Annotated in this window: 9 protein-coding genes and 1 pseudogene; 3 read left to right on the top strand and 7 right to left on the bottom strand. The window is 71.4% G+C overall.

Translation table 11 applies throughout. The annotated features are described in order from the left end of the window. Nucleotides 1-281 precede the first annotated feature (281 nt). Nucleotides 282-1841, top strand: coding sequence for a PHP domain-containing protein (locus AB0J46_RS37255; protein ID WP_364338948.1), 1560 nt, complete (start codon nt 282-284; stop codon nt 1839-1841). Between the two features lie 88 nt (nt 1842-1929). Here AB0J46_RS37255 and AB0J46_RS37250 read toward each other — a convergent pair whose 3' ends face one another. Together AB0J46_RS37250 and AB0J46_RS37245 are read right to left on the bottom strand one after the other, a co-directional pair. Next, nucleotides 1930-2637, bottom strand: a complete 708-nt coding sequence (locus AB0J46_RS37250) for a response regulator transcription factor (RefSeq protein ID WP_364338946.1) — start codon at nt 2635-2637, stop codon at nt 1930-1932. Then, complete coding sequence (locus AB0J46_RS37245) at nt 2634-3866, bottom strand: sensor histidine kinase (RefSeq protein ID WP_364338944.1); 1233 nt, start codon at nt 3864-3866, stop codon at nt 2634-2636. The genes AB0J46_RS37250 and AB0J46_RS37245 overlap by 4 nt, the downstream gene beginning before the upstream one ends. Before the next feature lie 439 nt (nt 3867-4305). Here AB0J46_RS37245 and AB0J46_RS37240 point away from each other — a divergent pair, with 439 nt between their 5' ends. Further along, the gene (locus AB0J46_RS37240) at nt 4306-5655 is read left to right on the top strand and encodes an alpha/beta hydrolase (RefSeq protein WP_364338942.1); all 1350 of its coding nucleotides are present in this window, start codon (nt 4306-4308) and stop codon (nt 5653-5655) included. Nucleotides 5656-5718: 63 nt separating this feature from the next. Here the strand turns inward: AB0J46_RS37240 and AB0J46_RS37235 are convergent, their stop codons facing one another. Continuing rightward, the gene (locus AB0J46_RS37235; RefSeq protein WP_364338940.1) at nt 5719-8223 is read right to left on the bottom strand and encodes an excinuclease ABC subunit UvrA; all 2505 of its coding nucleotides are present in this window, start codon (nt 8221-8223) and stop codon (nt 5719-5721) included. A gap of 172 nt (nt 8224-8395) precedes the next feature. Then, nucleotides 8396-8749 (bottom strand): hypothetical protein, encoded by a 354-nt coding sequence (locus tag AB0J46_RS37230; protein ID WP_364338938.1) that lies wholly within the window; start codon nt 8747-8749, stop codon nt 8396-8398. Between the two features lie 220 nt (nt 8750-8969). On the opposite strand from AB0J46_RS37230, the pseudogene AB0J46_RS37225 reads away from it, so the two are divergent. Further along, a pseudogene (locus AB0J46_RS37225) lies at nt 8970-9329 on the top strand (DDE-type integrase/transposase/recombinase); the annotation flags it as partial. Nucleotides 9330-9354: 25 nt separating this feature from the next. On the opposite strand, the gene AB0J46_RS37220 reads toward AB0J46_RS37225, so the two are convergent. The 3 genes from AB0J46_RS37220 to AB0J46_RS37210 form a co-directional block, all read right to left on the bottom strand. Beyond that, nucleotides 9355-9837 (bottom strand): nuclear transport factor 2 family protein, encoded by a 483-nt coding sequence (locus AB0J46_RS37220; protein WP_364338936.1) that lies wholly within the window; start codon nt 9835-9837, stop codon nt 9355-9357. Between the two features lie 552 nt (nt 9838-10389). Further along, a complete protein-coding gene (locus AB0J46_RS37215; protein ID WP_364338934.1) occupies nt 10390-14232 on the bottom strand; it encodes a S8 family serine peptidase in 3843 nt (1280 codons plus the stop codon). 172 nt (nt 14233-14404) lie between these two features. Beyond that, on the bottom strand, nt 14405-17281 hold the full coding sequence (locus AB0J46_RS37210; RefSeq protein ID WP_364338932.1) for an AAA family ATPase: 2877 nt from the start codon (nt 17279-17281) through the stop codon (nt 14405-14407). Nucleotides 17282-17904: the final 623 nt, after the last annotated feature.

The following is a 17904-nucleotide window of genomic DNA, read 5'->3' as shown; positions in this document are numbered from 1 at the left end:
AATCGCCGCACGTCACGCACGGATGCCGGATGGCTCGCCGGAGGCTTCCGCCGTTCGGCAAGAAGTCGCCCAGCATTCGCTTCCTCCCCATGCAAACCGTCATGCTCCTCTGCGAGCGTGACGAACGGCCTCAGGTTCACCTGCTCGGCCCCACTTCGTGCGCAAGCTCATGGGCCACCCGAGAACGACGCACCAGGTATTCCAGATGAGAGGTATGTCCCATGTGCCGCACCCATGCACACTCCCACAGCGCACCGGAAGGAACGGCTGCGTTCGCCGACTTGTCGGTCTCAGAGACCGAACTGTCGCCCGCCGACCTCGGTCGGCGCCGCTTTCTGCTGAACAGTGGGCTGCTCGGCATCAGCAGTCTCGCCGTCACCGCTCTGGGAGGGCTGACCACGCGTCCCGCCGCCGCAACCAGCAGAGGCTCCCGCGGGCTCCACTGGCTGGCCGGCGACCATCACGTTCATACGCAGTACAGCTACGACGGCATGTACACCATTGAGCAGCAGGCTGCGGGCGCTCTCAAGCACGGCCTGGACTGGCTGGTCATCACCGACCACGGGCACGCCGCGCACGAGAAGTTCGCGGTCGAGTCCACCTATGCCGACATCGTCACCTCCCGGGCCAAGCACCCTGAGCTGCTGTTGTGGCAGGGGCTCGAATGGAACGTTCCGGGAGGCGAGCACGCCACGGTGTTCTTCGACGGTGCTCGCGACGAGATCCAACTGCTGCGCGCGTTCGAGCGGCTCTTCGACTCCAGGATCAACGGCACCGGCGCCGGCAGCCCGGCGAACGAGGCCAAGGCGCTGGAGGCGCTCGCCTGGCTGGAGACCGCGCTGCGCACGGGTTCGGCGAGTTCCGCGCTGTTCCTGATCAACCACGTGATGCGGCGCGGCAGGTACTCCCCGCGTGACCTGCGCACCTATCGCGACAAGGCGCCGAACATCGCAGTCGGCATGGAGGGCGCGCCTGGCGCCCAGAACGAGCCCAGGGCCCGCGGCGACTTCAACAACACCGCCGACGCCGACTCCTGGGCCGGCTGGCGGCCGGAACACTACCCGACGTACGGCGGCTTCGACTCCATGACCGGAATCCTGGGCGGCATGTGGGACTCGATGCTCGCCGAGGGCAAGGGCTGGTGGATCACCGCCAACTCCGACGGCCACTTCTACAACGGTGACACGACCGTCGAGCCCTCCCGACCTGCTGACTGGTACGACCAGCACGGTAGATACCCCGATCCCGTCGACGGCGGCGTCCCGCTGCGGCACGCCGACTTCTGGCCCGGTCAGTTCAGCCGCACGGTTGTGGGGGCGACCTCACGCAGCTATGGCGCGGTCATGGAGGCGATCAAGGCCGGGCGATCCTGGGTGTCGATGGGCGGCCTCATCGACGGGCTGCACGTCGACGCGCACGCCCCCGGCAACGCCCCGGCCACATTCGGCGGACGGCTGTCGGTGCGGCGCGGCGACGACGTCACCATCACCATTTCCGTCGATCTCGCCGGCCGTCCCAACGCCAATGAAGAGATCCCCCGGCTCGCCCGCCTGGATCTGATCCGCGGTGCGATCACCGGGCCGGCTGCCGACCCCGACGTCTTCACCGCCCCGGACGTGCGTGTGGTCGAGTCGTTCATGCCGAAGGGCAAGGGCCGGGTCGCCCAGTTCCACTACAAGTTCCGCGACGTGCGCGAACCGTTCTACTTCCGGCTGCGCGGCACCGACGGCAGGCGCAGCGCTCCCGGCGGGATGGAGCCGGCGGCGGACACAGGCCGCAACGAGAACCCCTGGCACGACCTCTGGTGCTACACCAATCCCACCTTCGTAGAACTGGCATAGAACGATTCGCCGTGCGACCAGAGCGACAAGTGGGACCATCGCCGGGCGTGGCTCTCGCTTGTCCACCGGTCGGTTAGAGGTCTTGTGGTCACCGGCGACCTCGATCTGCGGCTCCAGGGACGATCAAGCCGGTCTCGTATGCGATGACCACGGCTTGGGCGCGGCTGGACAGCTTGAGCTTGGTCATGAGGCGGCCCAGGTGGGATTTGACGGTGGCCTCGGCGATGTTCAGGCGGGTGGCGATCTGCTGGTTGGTCAGGCCCTGGCCGACCAGGTGGAGCACGGCGGTTTCCTGGCTGGTGAGCCGGGCGAGTTCCTCGGGCCGGCGCCGGTCGGGTTCGGGCGCGGTGACGAAATGGTGGACCAGGCGCCGGGTGACACTGGGCGCCAGCAGCACCTCGCCGCGGGCGACCGTGGCGATCGCGGCCAGCATCTGGTCGGCGGGGGTGTCCTTGAGCAGAAATCCCGAGGCGCCGGCGCGCAGGGCGGCGAAGACGTGTTCGTCCAGGTCGAAGGTGGTCAGGATGAGGATCTTCGGTGCCGGGCCGGCGGCGTGGGCGAGGATGTGGCGCGTGGCGGCGACGCCGTCCAGGTTGGGCATGCGGATGTCCATCAGGATGACGTCCGGGGCGGTCGCCGCGGCCTGGGCGATGGCTTCGTGGCCGTCGGCGGCCTCGCCGACGACCGCGAGGGCGGCGTCGGTGCGGAGGAGGGCGACCAGGCCCGCGCGGACCAGGGCCTGGTCGTCGACGACCAGGACGCGGATGGTCCCGCGGTCGGTGTCGGGGCCGGTCATCGGGGCGCCCCGGGTCGTGGTGCGCTCTGCCGCGGGTGGGCCGTGGCGAGAGCGGGCTCGGCGAGCGGGGAGGCAGGCAGGTGCGCGGTCACGGTGAAGCCGCCGTCCGTACGTGGGCCGGCGGTGAGGGTGCCGCCGTAGAGGGTGGCTCGTTCGCGCATGCCGATCAGGCCGTGCCCGTCGGCGCTGTGCCCGGTGGTGGCCGGGCCGCTGTTGCCGACCTGCAGCGTGACCGCGGCGGGCTGGTAGGTCAGGGTGAGGGTCACGTCGGCGTGTGGGGCGTGTTTGAGCACGTTGGTCAATGATTCCTGGGTGATGCGGTACAGGCACCGGTCCACGCCGGGCGGCAGCGGGCGTACCTGACCGGAGGTTTCCCGCCGGATCGACAGGCCGGACAGGCGGGAGCGTTCCAGCAGCGTGTCCAGCTGGGCCAGCCCCGGCTGCGGGGCGTAGGAGTCCTCGCCGGTGTCGGACGTGAGGCGCAGGACCGACAGCATGTTCCGGAGTTCGGCCAGTGCCTCGCGGGTGGTGGCGGCGATCGCGGTGAATGCCTCGCGTGCGGCGTCGGGCTCGGTGTCGATCAGGCGGCCGCCGGCGCCGGACTGGATCGAGACGACCGACAGGTGGTGGGCGACCACGTCGTGCAGTTCCCTGGCGATGCGCACGCGTTCTTCGGCGACCGCTCGCAGGGCTTTCTCCTCGCGTTCGATCTCCAGGTGGCGGGCGTGCTCGATGAGGTCCTGGTGGCGCAGCCGGCGGCTGCGCACCCCCTCCCCGATGGCCCAGGCCGCGCCGAGCTGAAGCGCGTTCTCGACCAGGCTCTTGACGATCGCGAAGGTCAGCCCGGACCTGATGAGGTCGGGAACGAGGATGCCCGCCATCAACACCAGGGCCAGGACGCCGTCACGGTAGCCCGCCCGGCGGTAGGCCGCGACGGTGTAGAGGCTGACCAGCACCGGCGGGGCCTGGAATCCGTTGGGGTAGCCGGCCAGGCCGCAGCCGATCAGGCCCACCGTGATCACCGCGAGGACGAGGATGGGGTGGCGCCTGCGCAGCACCAGCGGCGCGCTGGTGAGCACCGCCAGCAGGTACGCCAGCACGACCGGGTCATGGGCGGACAGGGCGGCCTGCGTCACCGCCAGCGCGGTCGACACACCGGCCAGGAGGCTGTCGGCGACCATCACCGGCAGGCCGCGCCACCAGCGGCCCCATCGTCGCACCACGTTCATGAGACGAAGGTAGCCGCCAGCGCGACCCGCTTTGTCCTCCTTTGGGAGGAGTCGTCGTTAGGGCAGCAGTTGCAGAGAAGCGGGCGGTTGGTGTGCCGGTGGCAGGGCCCGGATCGACCTTCCGCACGATGTCCGGGGGCTGCTCAGGCCCCTAGTTTGGATACAGCCGGCGATCAGTGATCAACAGGGGGCGCCCCTGAGACCGGACACATCACTACCGGAGCGTCGAAATCCGACGCGCGCCGGATCCGCACGAAACAACCCCTTCACCAAGGAACGACGCATGCTCCTCATCAAGAGTGGAACGGCTGCCGCAGTGGCACTCACGGCCGGAATCGGATTGGGCGCCGCAGGACCGGCGCAGGCGGCCACCCCCCTGGACCGCTTCCACCATCAGACGATCACCTGGGGCGCCTGCGCAACCGGACCCGGCGATCAGATGGGCGAACAGATGGACGCCGCCGGTGCTCGATGCGCCACCGTCCTGGTCCCGATGGACTACCGCAGACCGCAGGGGCGGACCCTCTCCATCGCGCTCTCCCGGATCAAGGCCACCGACTCCGCCCGGCGCCGCGGCGTCCTGCTGCTCAACCCCGGCGGGCCGGGAGGCGCCGGCCTCCCGATGCCCCTCCTGGGCAAGGAGATGCCCGAGGTCGCGGCCCGTTACGACCTGGTGGGCATGGACCCCCGATTCGTCGGCCGCAGCACACCGATCAGCTGCCGGTGGCAGACCGACACCTTCCTCCGCTCGGCGGGACCCGACCGGCGCACCTTCGATGAGGGGGTGCGCCTCGCCGAACAGCTGGCGGCGGGCTGCGCCGAGGGCAATCTCCAGACCCTGCCGTACGCCACGACCAGGAACACCGCACGCGACATGGACGTGATCCGGGCCGCGCTCGGCGAGCAGAAGCTGTCCTACCTCGGTTACTCCTACGGCACCTACCTGGGTGCGACCTACCTGCAGATGTTCGGCTCGCGGGCCGACCGGGTGGTGCTCGACAGCGCCGTCGACCCGCAGGTGTACGGCCCGCGCATGTTCTCCCGCGCCGCCCCCGCGATGGACGCCGCGCTGCGGCGCTGGGCGTCCTGGGCCGCCTCACACGACAAGGAGTACGGGCTGGGCGGGACACGTGACGCCGTCCTGGCGACCGTAGAGAAGATCAACCGGCATCCCGTGAAGATCGGCGCATACCGCGTCGATGCCCATGTCGTGCCGTACTGGCTGTTCGCACGCCTCTACAGCGACGGCCCGCAGTCCTATGCCGTCCTCGCCGAGGAGGCGCGGGCGCTGAGCCGCGGCGGCGAGACACCGCCGCCCGCCTCGCTGAAGGAATTCCTCGACGGCCTGTTCACCGGTTCCGGAGAGGCCTCGGACCGGGCGGGCACGGCGATCCTGTGCGGTGACCGGGCCGCACCCCGCGACCCGGCGACCTACTACCGCGACATCCAGCGGCACCGCACCGCCGAACCACTGTTCGGACCGCTCGTCCGCAACATCTCCCCGTGCGCGTTCTGGCCGGTCAAGCCGCTTGAAGCGGCCACGAGGATCGGCAACTCCGTACCGGCGTTGGTCGTCGGCGCGACCGGCGACCCCGCGACGCCCTATCCGGGCCAGCAGGCCATGCACCGGGCGCTGACCGGCTCCCGCATGATCACATTGAACGACGCCTTCCGCCACGGCGTCTACCTCGCGGCGGGCAGCGCCTGCGTCGACACCAAGGTCACCAGCTACCTGGTCGACGGTGTCCTGCCCGGTGAGGACGTCACCTGCGGCCGCCCGGCCGTCTGACACGTTCGCGCCCCTGGGGCCGGCGACGGCGGTGGGCAAGATCAGTTCTGGTGTCCCTCGCGACTACTGTGCGGCTGGTGACACGAACCCGGGCCGCGGCCCTTCCAGGAGCGGCAGGCCCGCCGCGTACCGTCGGAGGAAGCCGGCGGTCGGGGTGTTCGCGGTTGCGACGGCGTCCGGGGTGCCCTCCGCGACCACCGCGCCCCCGTCCGGACCGGCCCCCGGCCCCAGGTCGATCACCCAGTCCGCGGACGCGGCGACGGGGATGTCATGTTCGGCCACGACGACGGTGTTGCCCGAGTCGAGCAACACGTCGAACGCATCGACCACCCGCTGGATGTCAGAGGGGTGCAGGCCCGAGACGGGTTCGTCGAGAACGACAAGACCGGCTTTGCGGCCCGCGGCGCCGCGCTGGATGGCGGACGCCAGCTTCAGCCGCTGCGCCTCGCCGCCGGACAACTCTGTGGCGCTCTGGCCGAGCTGCAGATAGCCGAGCCCGACCTGGTTCAAGGCTTCCAGGGTCTCGGCGAGTTGCCGGGGTTCGGAGAACTGCTCCACCGCCTCGGCGACGGTCAGCTCCAGCACCTGATCGATGGCCAGTCCCTGGTACTTGATCTCCAAGGCCTCCGGCGTGTAGCGCCGCCCCTGGCATGCGTCGCAGACCACCCACACATCCGGCAGGAAGTGCATGTCGACCAGCTTGCGGCCATAACCGGTGCAGGGTTCGCAGCGGCCACCGCCCGCGGTGTTGAAGCTGAACCAGGACGCATTGACCCCACGTGCGCGTGCCATGTCGGTACCCGCGAACAGCTTACGGACGACGTCGAACGCCTTGCTGTAGGTGGCCGGGTTGGATCGCGGCGTGCGCCCGAGCGGTTCCTGATCGACGACGGCGACCCAGTCGAACCCCTCCAGGCCGGTCACCTGTCGCACGGTGTCGATCGCCGTCCCGTTCAAAGCGGCCTCCACGCTCGCCGCGAGCGCGCCGAGCAGGCTGCTCTTGCCGCTGCCGCTCACCCCGGTCAGGCAGGTGAGCCGGCCGGCGGGGAAACGCACCACGTCTGCGGTCACGTTGTGCGCACGCAGGCCGTGCAGCTCCACCCAGCCGGTGTCAGCCCCGGCCGGACGGCGGGTCCGGCGCAGCCGTGGCCCCTCACCGGCCAGGTAGCGTCCGGTCAGTGACGTGGGGTGGGCGGCCGCGTCGGCGGGAAGCCCCGACACCAGGATCTCACCGCCGAGGCGGCCCGCGCCGGGCCCCATGTCGATCACCCAGTCGGCCCGGGCGATCAGTTCGGGGTCGTGCTCGACCAGGAGCACCGTGTTGCCGGCCTCGCGCAGCTCCAGGGCGATGTCGAGCAGGTGCGCCTTGTCCGCCGGATGCAGCCCGGTCCCGGGCTCGTCCAGGACGAAGACGATGCCGCTCAGCTCGGTGCTGAGCTGCGCGGCGAGCCGGGTTCGCTGCAACTCGCCCCCGGACAGTGTCGCCGCGCTCCGGGACAGCTGGAGATGGGCCAGGCCGAGGCGGTCGAGGATCCCGAGTCTGCGGCCCAGGTCCTGCAGCAGCGGCTCACCCACCTCGCGTTGCCGGGCGTCCAGGTCGCCGGCCACCCGCTCGGCCCAGCCGCGCACCTCCCGTACGTCCACCTGGAGCAGGTCGGGAAAGGTCAGCCCGCCGAGCCGCACGGACCGGGCCACCTGGTCGTACCCGCTGCCGCTGCAGGTGCCGCACGGCTGCTTGCGCATGTACGGCAGGTAGCGCTGCTTGGCGCTGGCGGTCTGGGCGTTCAAGAACACCCGCTCCACCTCGGCCAGCGCCCCCCGCAGCGGCTGGCTGGAGGTGTAGGTCACCGAGACCGTCTCCTTCTTGCTGGTCATGTCGACGGTCGCCTCGACCTTCTCCTCACCTGTGCCGTACAGCACGCAGCGGCGGAACTCCTCCGGCAGCGACCGCCATGGCAGGCCGAGGTCCACGCCGCGCTTGTCGGCGAGCGCCGGCACGAACGCGTGCTCCCCCGACCGCCACTTGGCGTACCAGGGCGAGGCCCCCTCGAAGAGGGGAAGCTCCGGACGGGTGATGACGAGGTCCTCCTGCGCCTGCCAGCGCCCGCCCACGCCGTGACAGTCCGCGCAGCTGCCTTCCGGGGTGTTGCGGTCGAAGTGAGCGGTCGTCAGATGCCCGTTGGCGCTCTGCGCCGCCGGGTCCGGGCCGATCCCCGGAAGGCGCGAGTACAGCAGCCCCAGATGCCCGTCGATGCCGGTGATCGTCGCGACCGTGGACCGGGGGTTGCGGTTCAGGCGGCGCTGGTCGACTGCGAGCGTCGCGCCGAGTCCCAGGATGCGGTCGACCTTCGGCCGATTGCGCTGGGTGATGTACTGCCGTACGAACGGCGAAAGCCCCTCCAGGTACCGCAGCTGAGCCTCGTTGTGCAGGGTGTCGACGGCCAGCGAGGTCTTGCCGCTGCCGCTCACCCCGGTGAAGGCGGTGAGCCACCCCTTGGGGATGCTCACCGACACGTCCCGCAGATTGTTGGTACGAGCCCCCACCACCTCGATGGCCTCTCGCCCCATACTGGCGACGTCCCGTACGAACGCAGTCAACCTTGATCCACCCTCTCGCAACACAGCAGAACACAGGCGGACGGACTCCCGCCCATGTCGAACACGTTGATTCCGCCACTACGCGGCCGTTCGACCAGATCCCTCGGCACGTGGCCGGTCCAGAGTCGGCCCGTGCCGCAGATCAAGACCGGGACACCCCGGTGAGCTTGTCGATGCCTGGGGCTACGCAGCCGGCAGTAGTACGCGAGCAGGTACGGCCGGTCCGCCGCCGGCTCCCCGTCCTCGGGGGTGAGGATTCCACTGTGCCGTGCGTGAACACGCCCAGATCGTCACCGCGCATGTGTGCGGCGCCGGCGGCGGGACGGGCGGCCAGGTGGCGGGCCTTGGCGGCGCTGCGCGCCGTGCCGATTCGGGTGATCTGCTCCGCGGTCAGGGGGTTCGCGGTGACGATCGAGCGGAGGTGCGGGGTGGAGCGGGACAGGGAGGCTTCGAGGAGCTCCTTGAGCTCCTTGAACTCCTCGGGCGTTTCGCGCATTCAGGTCCTTGTCTATCCATGAGGCCCCCGGTCCACACCCACATCGGCGCCGACCGGTGCATTGATGATCACTCCGAAACCCGACGCCTTGTGTCATGTTTTCCTCCCTGTCCTGTCCCGGGACATGCCTGACACGTCGATCCCAAGACATGGGTGACAGGTGCTGTCTTCGGCCCGTCTGTCGTACGTCGTTGCGGCGTCGCGCGTCAGGAGGCCGGGAATGGCCCTGGTCGATATGTCCGTTGTCGAGCAGCGGTATCGGGCTGTGCCGGCGGTACAGGCGGGGCTCGGCGGGCTGGTGACCGGCGTCGACGACCACTCGCGCTTCTGTGTGATCGCCAAGGCGCTGGTGCGGGCCACCGGCCGGGCTGTCCGCCTGGCCTTCGTCGAGGCGTTGCGGGGGCGGGGGGCGGGGGCGGGGGGCGGGGGCGGGGCGCCGCGCGAGGTGCTGACCGACAACGGCTCCTGCTACCGCACCCACCTGTGGCGCGACACCCTCACCAAAGCGGGCGTCGCCCACAAGCGCATCCGCCCCTACCCGCCGCAGACCAACGGCAAGGCCGAACGCCACAACCGCACCAGCAGGTCGTCACGGGACAGAACAGCTAGACGTCGTCGTCCGGGCGTAGGGCGTGCAGGACCGCAGAAGTGTCCAGGTAGAACGGGTGTATCTCGGCGATGCGATCATTCCTGATCGTCATCAGCTGCATCACCGAGGTCTCCAAGGCCCGGCCGGTGGCGCGGGCGCGCAGGATGCCGCGGTTCCAGACCACCACACTGCCGCCGTCGACCACATACTTCTGCTCCAGGAACTCCAGGGACTGCCATGCCTCGCTCATGGCGGCCATGAACTGCTCGATGCCGCTCGGTCCGCGCCAGGTGCCCCCGTAGGGCAGGGAGTCCGCCTGGTACATCACGACCTCTGGGTCCAGGCACTCGGCAAGCTCGCCGAAGTCGGCCTTCCCGAAGCCCCCTGCGGCGATATAGGCGACTTCCGCCCGGTAGAACCTCTCCAGCACCGCCAGTGAGCTCCTGCCCTCGTCGCCCCCGGAAGCCGGACCGTCATTCGTCATTGCTTCTACCATCATGCGCTCATCATGTCCGCCCCGGACAGGATGCATCCGGCGGAAATCGGACCCCTAGGCGGCAAGCTCGCCACCGACGACCGGCCCGCACTACTGGACGCGCTGTCCTACCTCCGGGACGGGGACATTGCGCCTGCCGATGCTTACATCCGCCCAGGTCATGGCCATCTGGAGGCTTCACGTCGCGGCGCGAGCCCCCAACCACCGGGAGAGGGCGAACGAAGGACCGAGCCTTCCTTGCCGCTCTCCTGACCTCGCTGCCCCGCGAGGTCCCCCGCCGGCTGCGGCAGCTCATCCGCCCACCCACGGTCCGCTCCATCCGTGCCCTCATCCTGCGTCCGGTTCGGGAGAACCCTGGCTGGGGCTACCGGCGGGTGCCTGGTGGTAGGCAACTCGGTGCTCGGCAGACAGAAATTCCGCAGGCACAGCCCGCACGGTCGCGATCTCCTCCGACTGGCCGTACACCCAACGACAGCATGCCGGGAACGCAAGCCCGGGCGCGCCGTAGGATGGCGCGCCCGGGCCGGAGGCGAACCCGTCCAGCTCCCGCCCGTGTCAGCGCAAGGGGAAGGCGCGGGTGGTGGTCTGTTCGACCTTGTTGCCTTCGGTGTCCCAGGCTTCGGCCTTGAGCGTTACGGCGCCCTTCGTGTCCGCGAGGGCGGGGTAGGTGAGTGTGGTGGTGTAGACGCCGGTACCCACCCGGCGGACCTTGGCGTCCTTCCAGGTCCGGCCGTCGTCGGTGCTGTAGGCCAGCTTCAGCCCCGCGACGGCCGGCATCCGCTCGGCCGACGGGGAGTGGGTCACGTCGATCTGGAACGTGTGCCGGCCACCGGCCCGTACGGAGGTGTCCAGGGCCTGGGTGTCACGCAGGTCGTAGCCGACGAACACCAGCGGCTGCGGGTTGCACGACCCGGACGAGCCCATGGTCGGGTGGCAGTCGGCCGTGGGCGGGACGGTGTCCTCGTCGCGGGCCCTGGAGTGGAAGGTCCAGGCGTTGACGGAGCCCGAGCCGCTCTGTTCGAGCCGGTAGACGCCCTCCTCCTTGGCCAGCGTGAACATCGGGAACGCGGCGCCGGCGACGCGCGGGATCTCCTTGCCGTCCCTGAACAGCTTCGCGTTGGTGTTGACGCTGCCGCCGGTCATGGCCAGCCGTCCGTCGCCGGTCACGAAGGTGTAGGCGGGCAGGAACGTGTCGCCGCGCCGGCACATCGCGCACAACACCTTCTGCTCGACGCCGGGGACCTCCGGGACCACCATGACGCCCGGGGTGGCCGGGCCGGTGCCCCAGCGCCTGGTCTCCCTGCCGGGCTTCTCGATCGTCGTATCCAGTCCCCAGGTCTTCGTGTCGGTGCCGCTGACGGTCCCCTCGCGCAGCGTGTCCGCGCCGGACAGGCTGAAGTACTCCATCCGCCTGGAGGGGGCGGCGAAGTGGAAGGCCGTCGAGAACGTGACCCGTTCCAGCGGCTTGCGGCTGTGCCAGATCTCCATCTGGTTGTCGAGGCTCATCGGCGTGTGGTACGCGGTGTCCACGGCCCGCAGGCCGCTGTCCGTGAAGCGGTAGACGGGGTCGGGGACCCTGCCGTCCTCGTACTTCAGGAGCTGGTAGGTGTAGTCGATGATCGGGTGGCTGGCGATCTCCAGCGTGACCGGGCCGGTCGCGAGCTGGGCGCGGAGCTGCTCGCCGACGGCCTTGAAGATCTGAATCACCGGCAGTTCCGGCTTTTCGTCCCCGCTGGGCGGGGCGGGGATCGAGCAGCCGGGGTACACGCGGTCGGCGAAGAGCACGACCCCGGCGACGCCCGCGGCCTTCAGCGCCTGGAGGCGCTCGAGCTCGATGACGCAGGTGTCATCGGGGTCGATCGTCATCAGCGCGAGCTTGCCGCTCAGGCCGCCCTGCGGGTTCGCGCCGCCGCCGACGTACGCGAGGTCGTAGCGGCGGGTGCCGGCCGGGAACGGGATGTCCCAGCCGAGGTCGAAGCTCAGCCCACGGTCGAAGTACTCATAGGTTCTGGCGTCGATCGCGTACTTCCGCGGGGACACGGCGCGCACGGCCAGTTGCGGGTTGGCGGCCGTGGCCTGCACCGAGAACAGCAGCTTCCCCTTGGTGACCTTCTTGGTGGGGCTGATGTACCAGTCGTTCATGCCGAGGGCGCCCATGTTCCCGGACGACAGCGGGGTGCCGTCCCAGGCCGTGCGCACGAAGGAGAAGGTGCCTCTGGCGTGCCGCCAGTCGATCGGCTTGGGCGTCTGGACGCGCAGGAGCACGGCTTTGCGGGCGTCGAGGGTGATCTCGGCGCCCTCCTCCGGCACGACCACCTCGGGGTCGTACAGCTGGGCGACCGGAGGAGGCCCGCTGTCGGTCGTGTTGTGCTGGACGCCGGCCTGGACGCTGTAGGTGCCCGGCTCGACCATGTAGCGGTAGACGCCGTCGCTGACGAACTCGCCCGAGCTGACGCCGTAGGTGTCGGGGACGTCGACCGCGCTCGCGTCCACCCAGCTCACCACCGGCGAGGGCGGGTTGCCGTACCTGTCGATGAGGTGCACGGTCAGCGGCACCTTCTTGGGCCCTCGGCGCAGCCCCACCGGGGTCCTGACGTGCGTGCCGGACGGGCCTGTGGCCACCACGGCGCCGGTGTAGCCGCCCTTGGGCAGGCCGTCCGGGCGCAGGGTGACGGTGACGGACGCGGTGCCGCCCGCCGGGACGGTCACCGACGGGGCGCTGAACGTCAGCGCGTCCTCGGCCTCGCCCAAGGTGGCGGCGAGGGTCAGCGTCACCTCGGCGGCGCCGTCGTTGGCGTAGGTGACGGTCTTGTCCACGGTGTCGTTCACGTCCACGGGGATGACGCCGTAGTCCAGGTTCGGCGTGGTGGAGACGACGGCCTGGGAGACGGCCCTGGCCACGTCGACGCGGCCGGCGCCCTGCTCGTAGGCGGAGTATCCGGCGTCCTTGGCGGTCGACATCAGCACCGCCTTGAGCCGCTGGCCGTCCCAGGACGGATGTTCCTGGGCCAGCAGCGCGGCCGCGCCCGCGACGTGCGGGGTCGCCATCGAGGTGCCGTTCAGGCTGGTGTAGAGGGCGTCGACCGGGCCGCCCAGGGAGGTTCCGGCGGCACGGGCGGCGACGATGCCCACGCCCGGGGCGGCGATGTCCGGCTTGAGCGCGCCGTCCACGGCCCTCGGCCCGCGGCTGGAGAAGTTCGCGAGCTGGTCGGACTTGTCGGTGGCGGCGACCGTCAGCGCGGACGCGGCGGCGCCGGGCGCGCCGATCGTCTCCTTGCCGGGGCCGTCGTTGCCCGCGGCGACCACGAACAGCGCGCCCGTCGAGGCGCTCAGGTCGTTGACGGACTGGGACAGCGGGTCGGTGCCGTCGGTGGGGTTGCCGCCGAGGCTCATCGAGACGATCTTCGCCTTCTGCTCGGTGGCGGCCCACTCCATGCCGGCGATGATGTCGGAGGTGTCGCCCGAGCCCGAGTCGCCCAGCACCTTGCCGATGACGAGCCTGGCGCCGGGGGCGACGCCCTTGCGCGTGGCGTCCGAGCCCGCGCCCGAGCCCCCCACGGTCGCGGCGACGTGGGTGCCGTGGCCGTGGTGGTCGGTCACCTCCTGGCCCTCGACGAAGCTGCGGCTGTCGGCGATCCGGCCGGCCAGGTCGGGGTGGGTGGCGTCGACGCCGGTGTCCAGCACGGCGACCGTCGTGCCGGAGCCGTCGAAGCCGGCCTTCCACGCCTCGGGGGCGCCGATCAGCGGCACGCTCTCGGCCAGGTCCGCCTTGACCTTGGCGTCCAGCCAGACCTTGCCGACGCCGCCGGCCAGCTTCGTCCTGCCCCTGGCCGAGTCGCGCAGGGTGGCCCAGAAGTCGTCCGCCTTCGCCTTGTCGACCGTGAGCGCGGCGCCGTGGATGCTCGGCAGCGACCGGGTGGCGGTGCTGTCGGGCAGGGCGCGGGCGGTGCTCTTCTGGGCGCCCTGGTATTGGACGATCAGCGGCAGGCGGTCGGCCGTGCCGTCGGCGTAGCCGTTCTCGGCCAGATAGCGGACGTCGAACAGCTTGAGGTCCAGGAGGCCCGCGTCGAGGGCGGGCTGGGCGTCGTCGGGGATCACGAAGACCCCCTCGGGGCCGGCCTCGCTGCGGAACAGCGGGGTGTGGCCGTCGGGGCGGCGGACGGCCTCGGGGGTCGCGGTGTAGCGCCCGTCGCCGTCCCTGGTGAGGCGGACGGTGTCGCCGGTGATCAGGGTGAGGTTCCATTCGCCCCCGGCGGCGCCGGGGAGCGTGACGACGCCTGGGCCGCCCTCGGCGGGCGCGGCGAGGGCCGTCGCCGGGGTGAGCAGGCCCACGGCCAGTGCCGCTACGGCCGCGCCCGCTGACACGCGCGGCCACGGCCGCCTTCTGGTGGTTGGCATCGGGGGTTCTGCCTCTCTCCTCATACGTCGACCCAGCCCTCTTCGAGTTCGGCCTCGGGTTCGGCCTCGGGCTCGGATGTGTCCTGCTCGTCCTTCGGATCGGGCTCTTCGGGCATGCGCCTAGCGTCACAGGAGCGACAGAGGGCTACCTATGGGGCAAACACCCCAATAGTCAGGCGTCGAGGCGGTGCGCCAGCCCCGCGCGGGAGCGCAGGCCCAGCTTGCGCATGGCCGACCCCAGGTGCTTGTCCACGGTCTTGGCCGACAGGAACAGCTCCTTGGCGATCTCCTTGTTGGTCAGGCCGGTGGCGGCCAGCCTGGCCACCGCGTCCTCCCTGGGAGAGAGCGCGGACCCGTAACCGCGCGGGCCGCCGCGATGCCGGGCCGGTACGGGCAGGCCCCAGCGCCTGCTCAGCCGGCCCGCCCGGTCGAGGTCCCAGGCGGCGCCGAGCCCGCCGTACGCGTGCAGGGCGGCCTCCAGCATCGACGCCCCCCGCTCGTCACCGGCGGTGAGCAGCAGCCCGGCCGCGTGCTCGCGCGCCTGCGCCGCCTCGTACGGCGCCCCCAGCCGTTCGTACGACGCCGCCGCGTCCGTGAAGCGCACGGCGTCGGCGGACAGGAAGCCCCACGCGTGGCCGAGCGCCGCCCGCGCGAGCGGCGCGTCCAGCGCGGCGAGCTCGCCTTCGAGACGTGACACCAGCTCCCCGGCCTCCTCGACCCTGCCCAGCCCCACCAGGGCTTCGACCAGCGCGGGAACCGCCCGAACACCCACCGGCCACAACCCCTTGGCCGCCCACAACGAGAACGCCTCGCCGGTACGCGCCACGGCCTCCCCGGCCCGGTCCTGTGCGACGGCCAGCCGCAGCAGCGCGCTCACCGGCAGCGCGAGCACGTCGGCCGCGCCCGTCTCCAGGTTCGCGCGCACCAGGTCGTCGAGCCGCGCGGCGTCGGCCCACCCGCGCGCGAGGGCCAGGCAGCCGGACACGGTGTCCGCGGTGAGACGGTAACTGGGCAGGTCGGCGAAACGCACCCGCAAGGCTTCGAGCTCGTCCGCCACGCCGTCCCAGGAACCCCGGCAGTACGCCAGAGTCGCCAGGTTCAGCCGGCACCTGGACTCGATCAGGCCGGTGACGTCGTGCTCGGCCGCCTCGGCCAGCGCGGCGTCCAGCAGGCGGTACGCGGTGTCGTGATGCCCGGCCAGGCAGGCGACCTCGCCGATCGAGTCGTAGGCCACCACCTCCCACCGGTTCGTCGGACGGCCGCCGGTCCGCGCCACGACCTGCCCGGTCAGGCTCGCCCCGCGCGGGTCGCCGACGAGGGTCAGCACCATGGCGACCTTGCCGAGCACGGAGATGCGCCGCTCGGGCTCCGCGATCTCGGGCAGCCGTTCGAGCGCCAGGTCGAGCCAGCGCAGGTGCTCGGCGAGCGGGACGCCGGGGGTTCTCGGCATGCCCAGGCCCACCATCGCGTACGCGGCCAGCACGGGGCGGTCGGCGAGATCGGCGACCGCCTCGATCATGGCCTCGCGGGTGAGCTCCGGCGCGGCGCCCCCGGCCTCCAGCTTCAGTCCGATGAGGTAGTTCAGCTCGCCGCGCACCGGTCCGGGCGGCTGGCGGGCGGCGGCGGCGCGCAGCAGGCCGATGAGCTCGTCGGCGCCCAGCGCGTAACCGCCCGCCCAGCCCAGTTTCGCCGCGAGCCTGCCCTCGCGTTCCGGGTCGAGGGGCGCGTGCCGCAGGACCGCCTCCAGCAGGCGTTCGGCCTCCGCGTCGTTGGCGAGGGCCACGGCCCGGTCGGCCGCCTTCTCCGCGGCGTCCACCCACGCGTCGTGCTGGCCGGCGTGACGGTGGTGGTGGGCGATCTGGCCGAGCGGCGTGGGCTTCTGCCGCGCCACCGCCTTGGCCGCGCGGACGTGCAGGTCCTGGCGTCTGGGCAGCGGGATGCTCCCGTACACCGCCTGGACGGCCAGCGCGTGCCTGAAACCCGCCGTGCCGGCGTGCTCGGCGAACAGGCCGCGGTCGAGGAGCTCGTCCAGGCCCTCGTGGGCGTCCTGCTCCGGTACGCGGCAGGTGGCCACGAGATCGGGCACCGGCACGGCCACCCGCAGCACCGCCGCGGCCTCCGCCACCGCCTGCGCGTTCGCGCTCAGGCCGCGCACCCGTTCCAGTACGGAGTCGCGCACCCCGGCCGGTACGCCCAGCTCGTCGAGCGTCTTGCGCGCCCACCTGGTACCGCGCTGGACCAGGACGCCGCGGGCCCGCAGCAGCGCGACCAGCTCCTGGATGGCGTACGGCAGGCCCGACGTCCGCTCGCACAGGTAGGCGGCGAACTCGTCCGACACCTGCGCGGTGCCCAGGATCGAGGCCGTCAGCTCGTTCGTCCGGGCGGCGTCCAGCGGGGCCAGCACGAGGTGGGCATGGGCGAGCTCAGGACGTAACCGCGCGGTGAGCGCCCGCAGCCCGGGACCAGCCTCCTCACCGCGGAACGTGAGCACGAGGACGAGCCCGGGCGGCGGGTCGGCGAGCAGGTAGCCGAGGAACTCGACCGTCTGCTCGTCGGCCCAGTGCAGATCCTCCAGCACCAGGACGGCCCGGCCGACCGCGGCGAGCAGCTCCGCGAGCCCGCGGAACACGCGATGCCGCAGCCCGGCGGGGTCGTCCAGCGGGCCGGGCTCGGCCGGGAGGACGGCGGCGAGCTCGGGCAGCAGCGGGCGCAGCGCGCCGGTCACCGGCGACAGGCCGCCCTCGGGGAGCCTCCCGGCCGCGCCGCGCAACGCCTCGATGACGGGCCCGAGCGGGAACGGCTCCCGAATCTGCGGGCACCCACCGACGAGCGGCGGCCGATCAGGCGGCTCGGCGACGGGCGGCGGGCGGTCACGCAGCTCGGCGGCCAGTTCGCTGACCAGCCGCGTCTTGCCGATGCCGGCCTCGCCCTCGATCATGACGACGGCCGGGGGACGCCGCGCCGCCGCCCGCAGCCGCCGCAGCTCCGCGTCCCGGCCGACGAGGACGGGCGAGACCACCCGCTCCGCCGCCATTTCGGCATCGTCCATAATCGAGCCATTGAAGCGCCACCCGCATGAAATGTCACATCTGTCTTACCTGGCGGCTGACCCCTTGGGCTCGGCCGCCGCGACGGGGGTGGCCGCGCGGCCCGTCCTGGCCGACTCCTGGGCGGCGACGGCGAAGGCCAGGACCTCGCGCCACTGCTCGCCGGTGAGCGCCGGAGGCGTGCCGCCGAGCAGCCTGTCGACGGCACGAGTGAGCGGGCTCCGGCAGCGCGGAGATGGTGGACCGCGTTGTCAGGTACGCCCGGCCGTCCAACGCGCGGACGGCACGGACGCGCTGGCAAGATCACCACGGCGTGCCCGGTCACCCTGCCTCGAGAGAAACCGGCGCCGCATGGAGAGTTTGATTTGGCCTTCTCGACTTTTGGGCTGCGCTTTTTCAGGCCCACCGCTCGGGTTGGCGCGACCGGACGCAAGGTGGCTCTGCGCAGTCGAGGGCGGGGTCGCTCAGGCGTCCTCTGCGGGGGGACAGAGCCGGTAGTGCTTCCGGGCGGGTCAGCAACGCCGGCTACCGTGGCGAACGGCTCATCGCTCCATCGGAACCAAGCTCGATCACCCTTGATGCAGCAGAACTCGGCGACCGGGAAGTCCAGCGCCCGGTCCAGGCC

The organism is Nonomuraea sp. NPDC049758, from assembly GCF_040674635.1.
GTDB lineage: Bacteria > Actinomycetota > Actinomycetes > Streptosporangiales > Streptosporangiaceae > Nonomuraea.
This window is presented reverse-complemented; position numbering and strand designations above follow the sequence as displayed.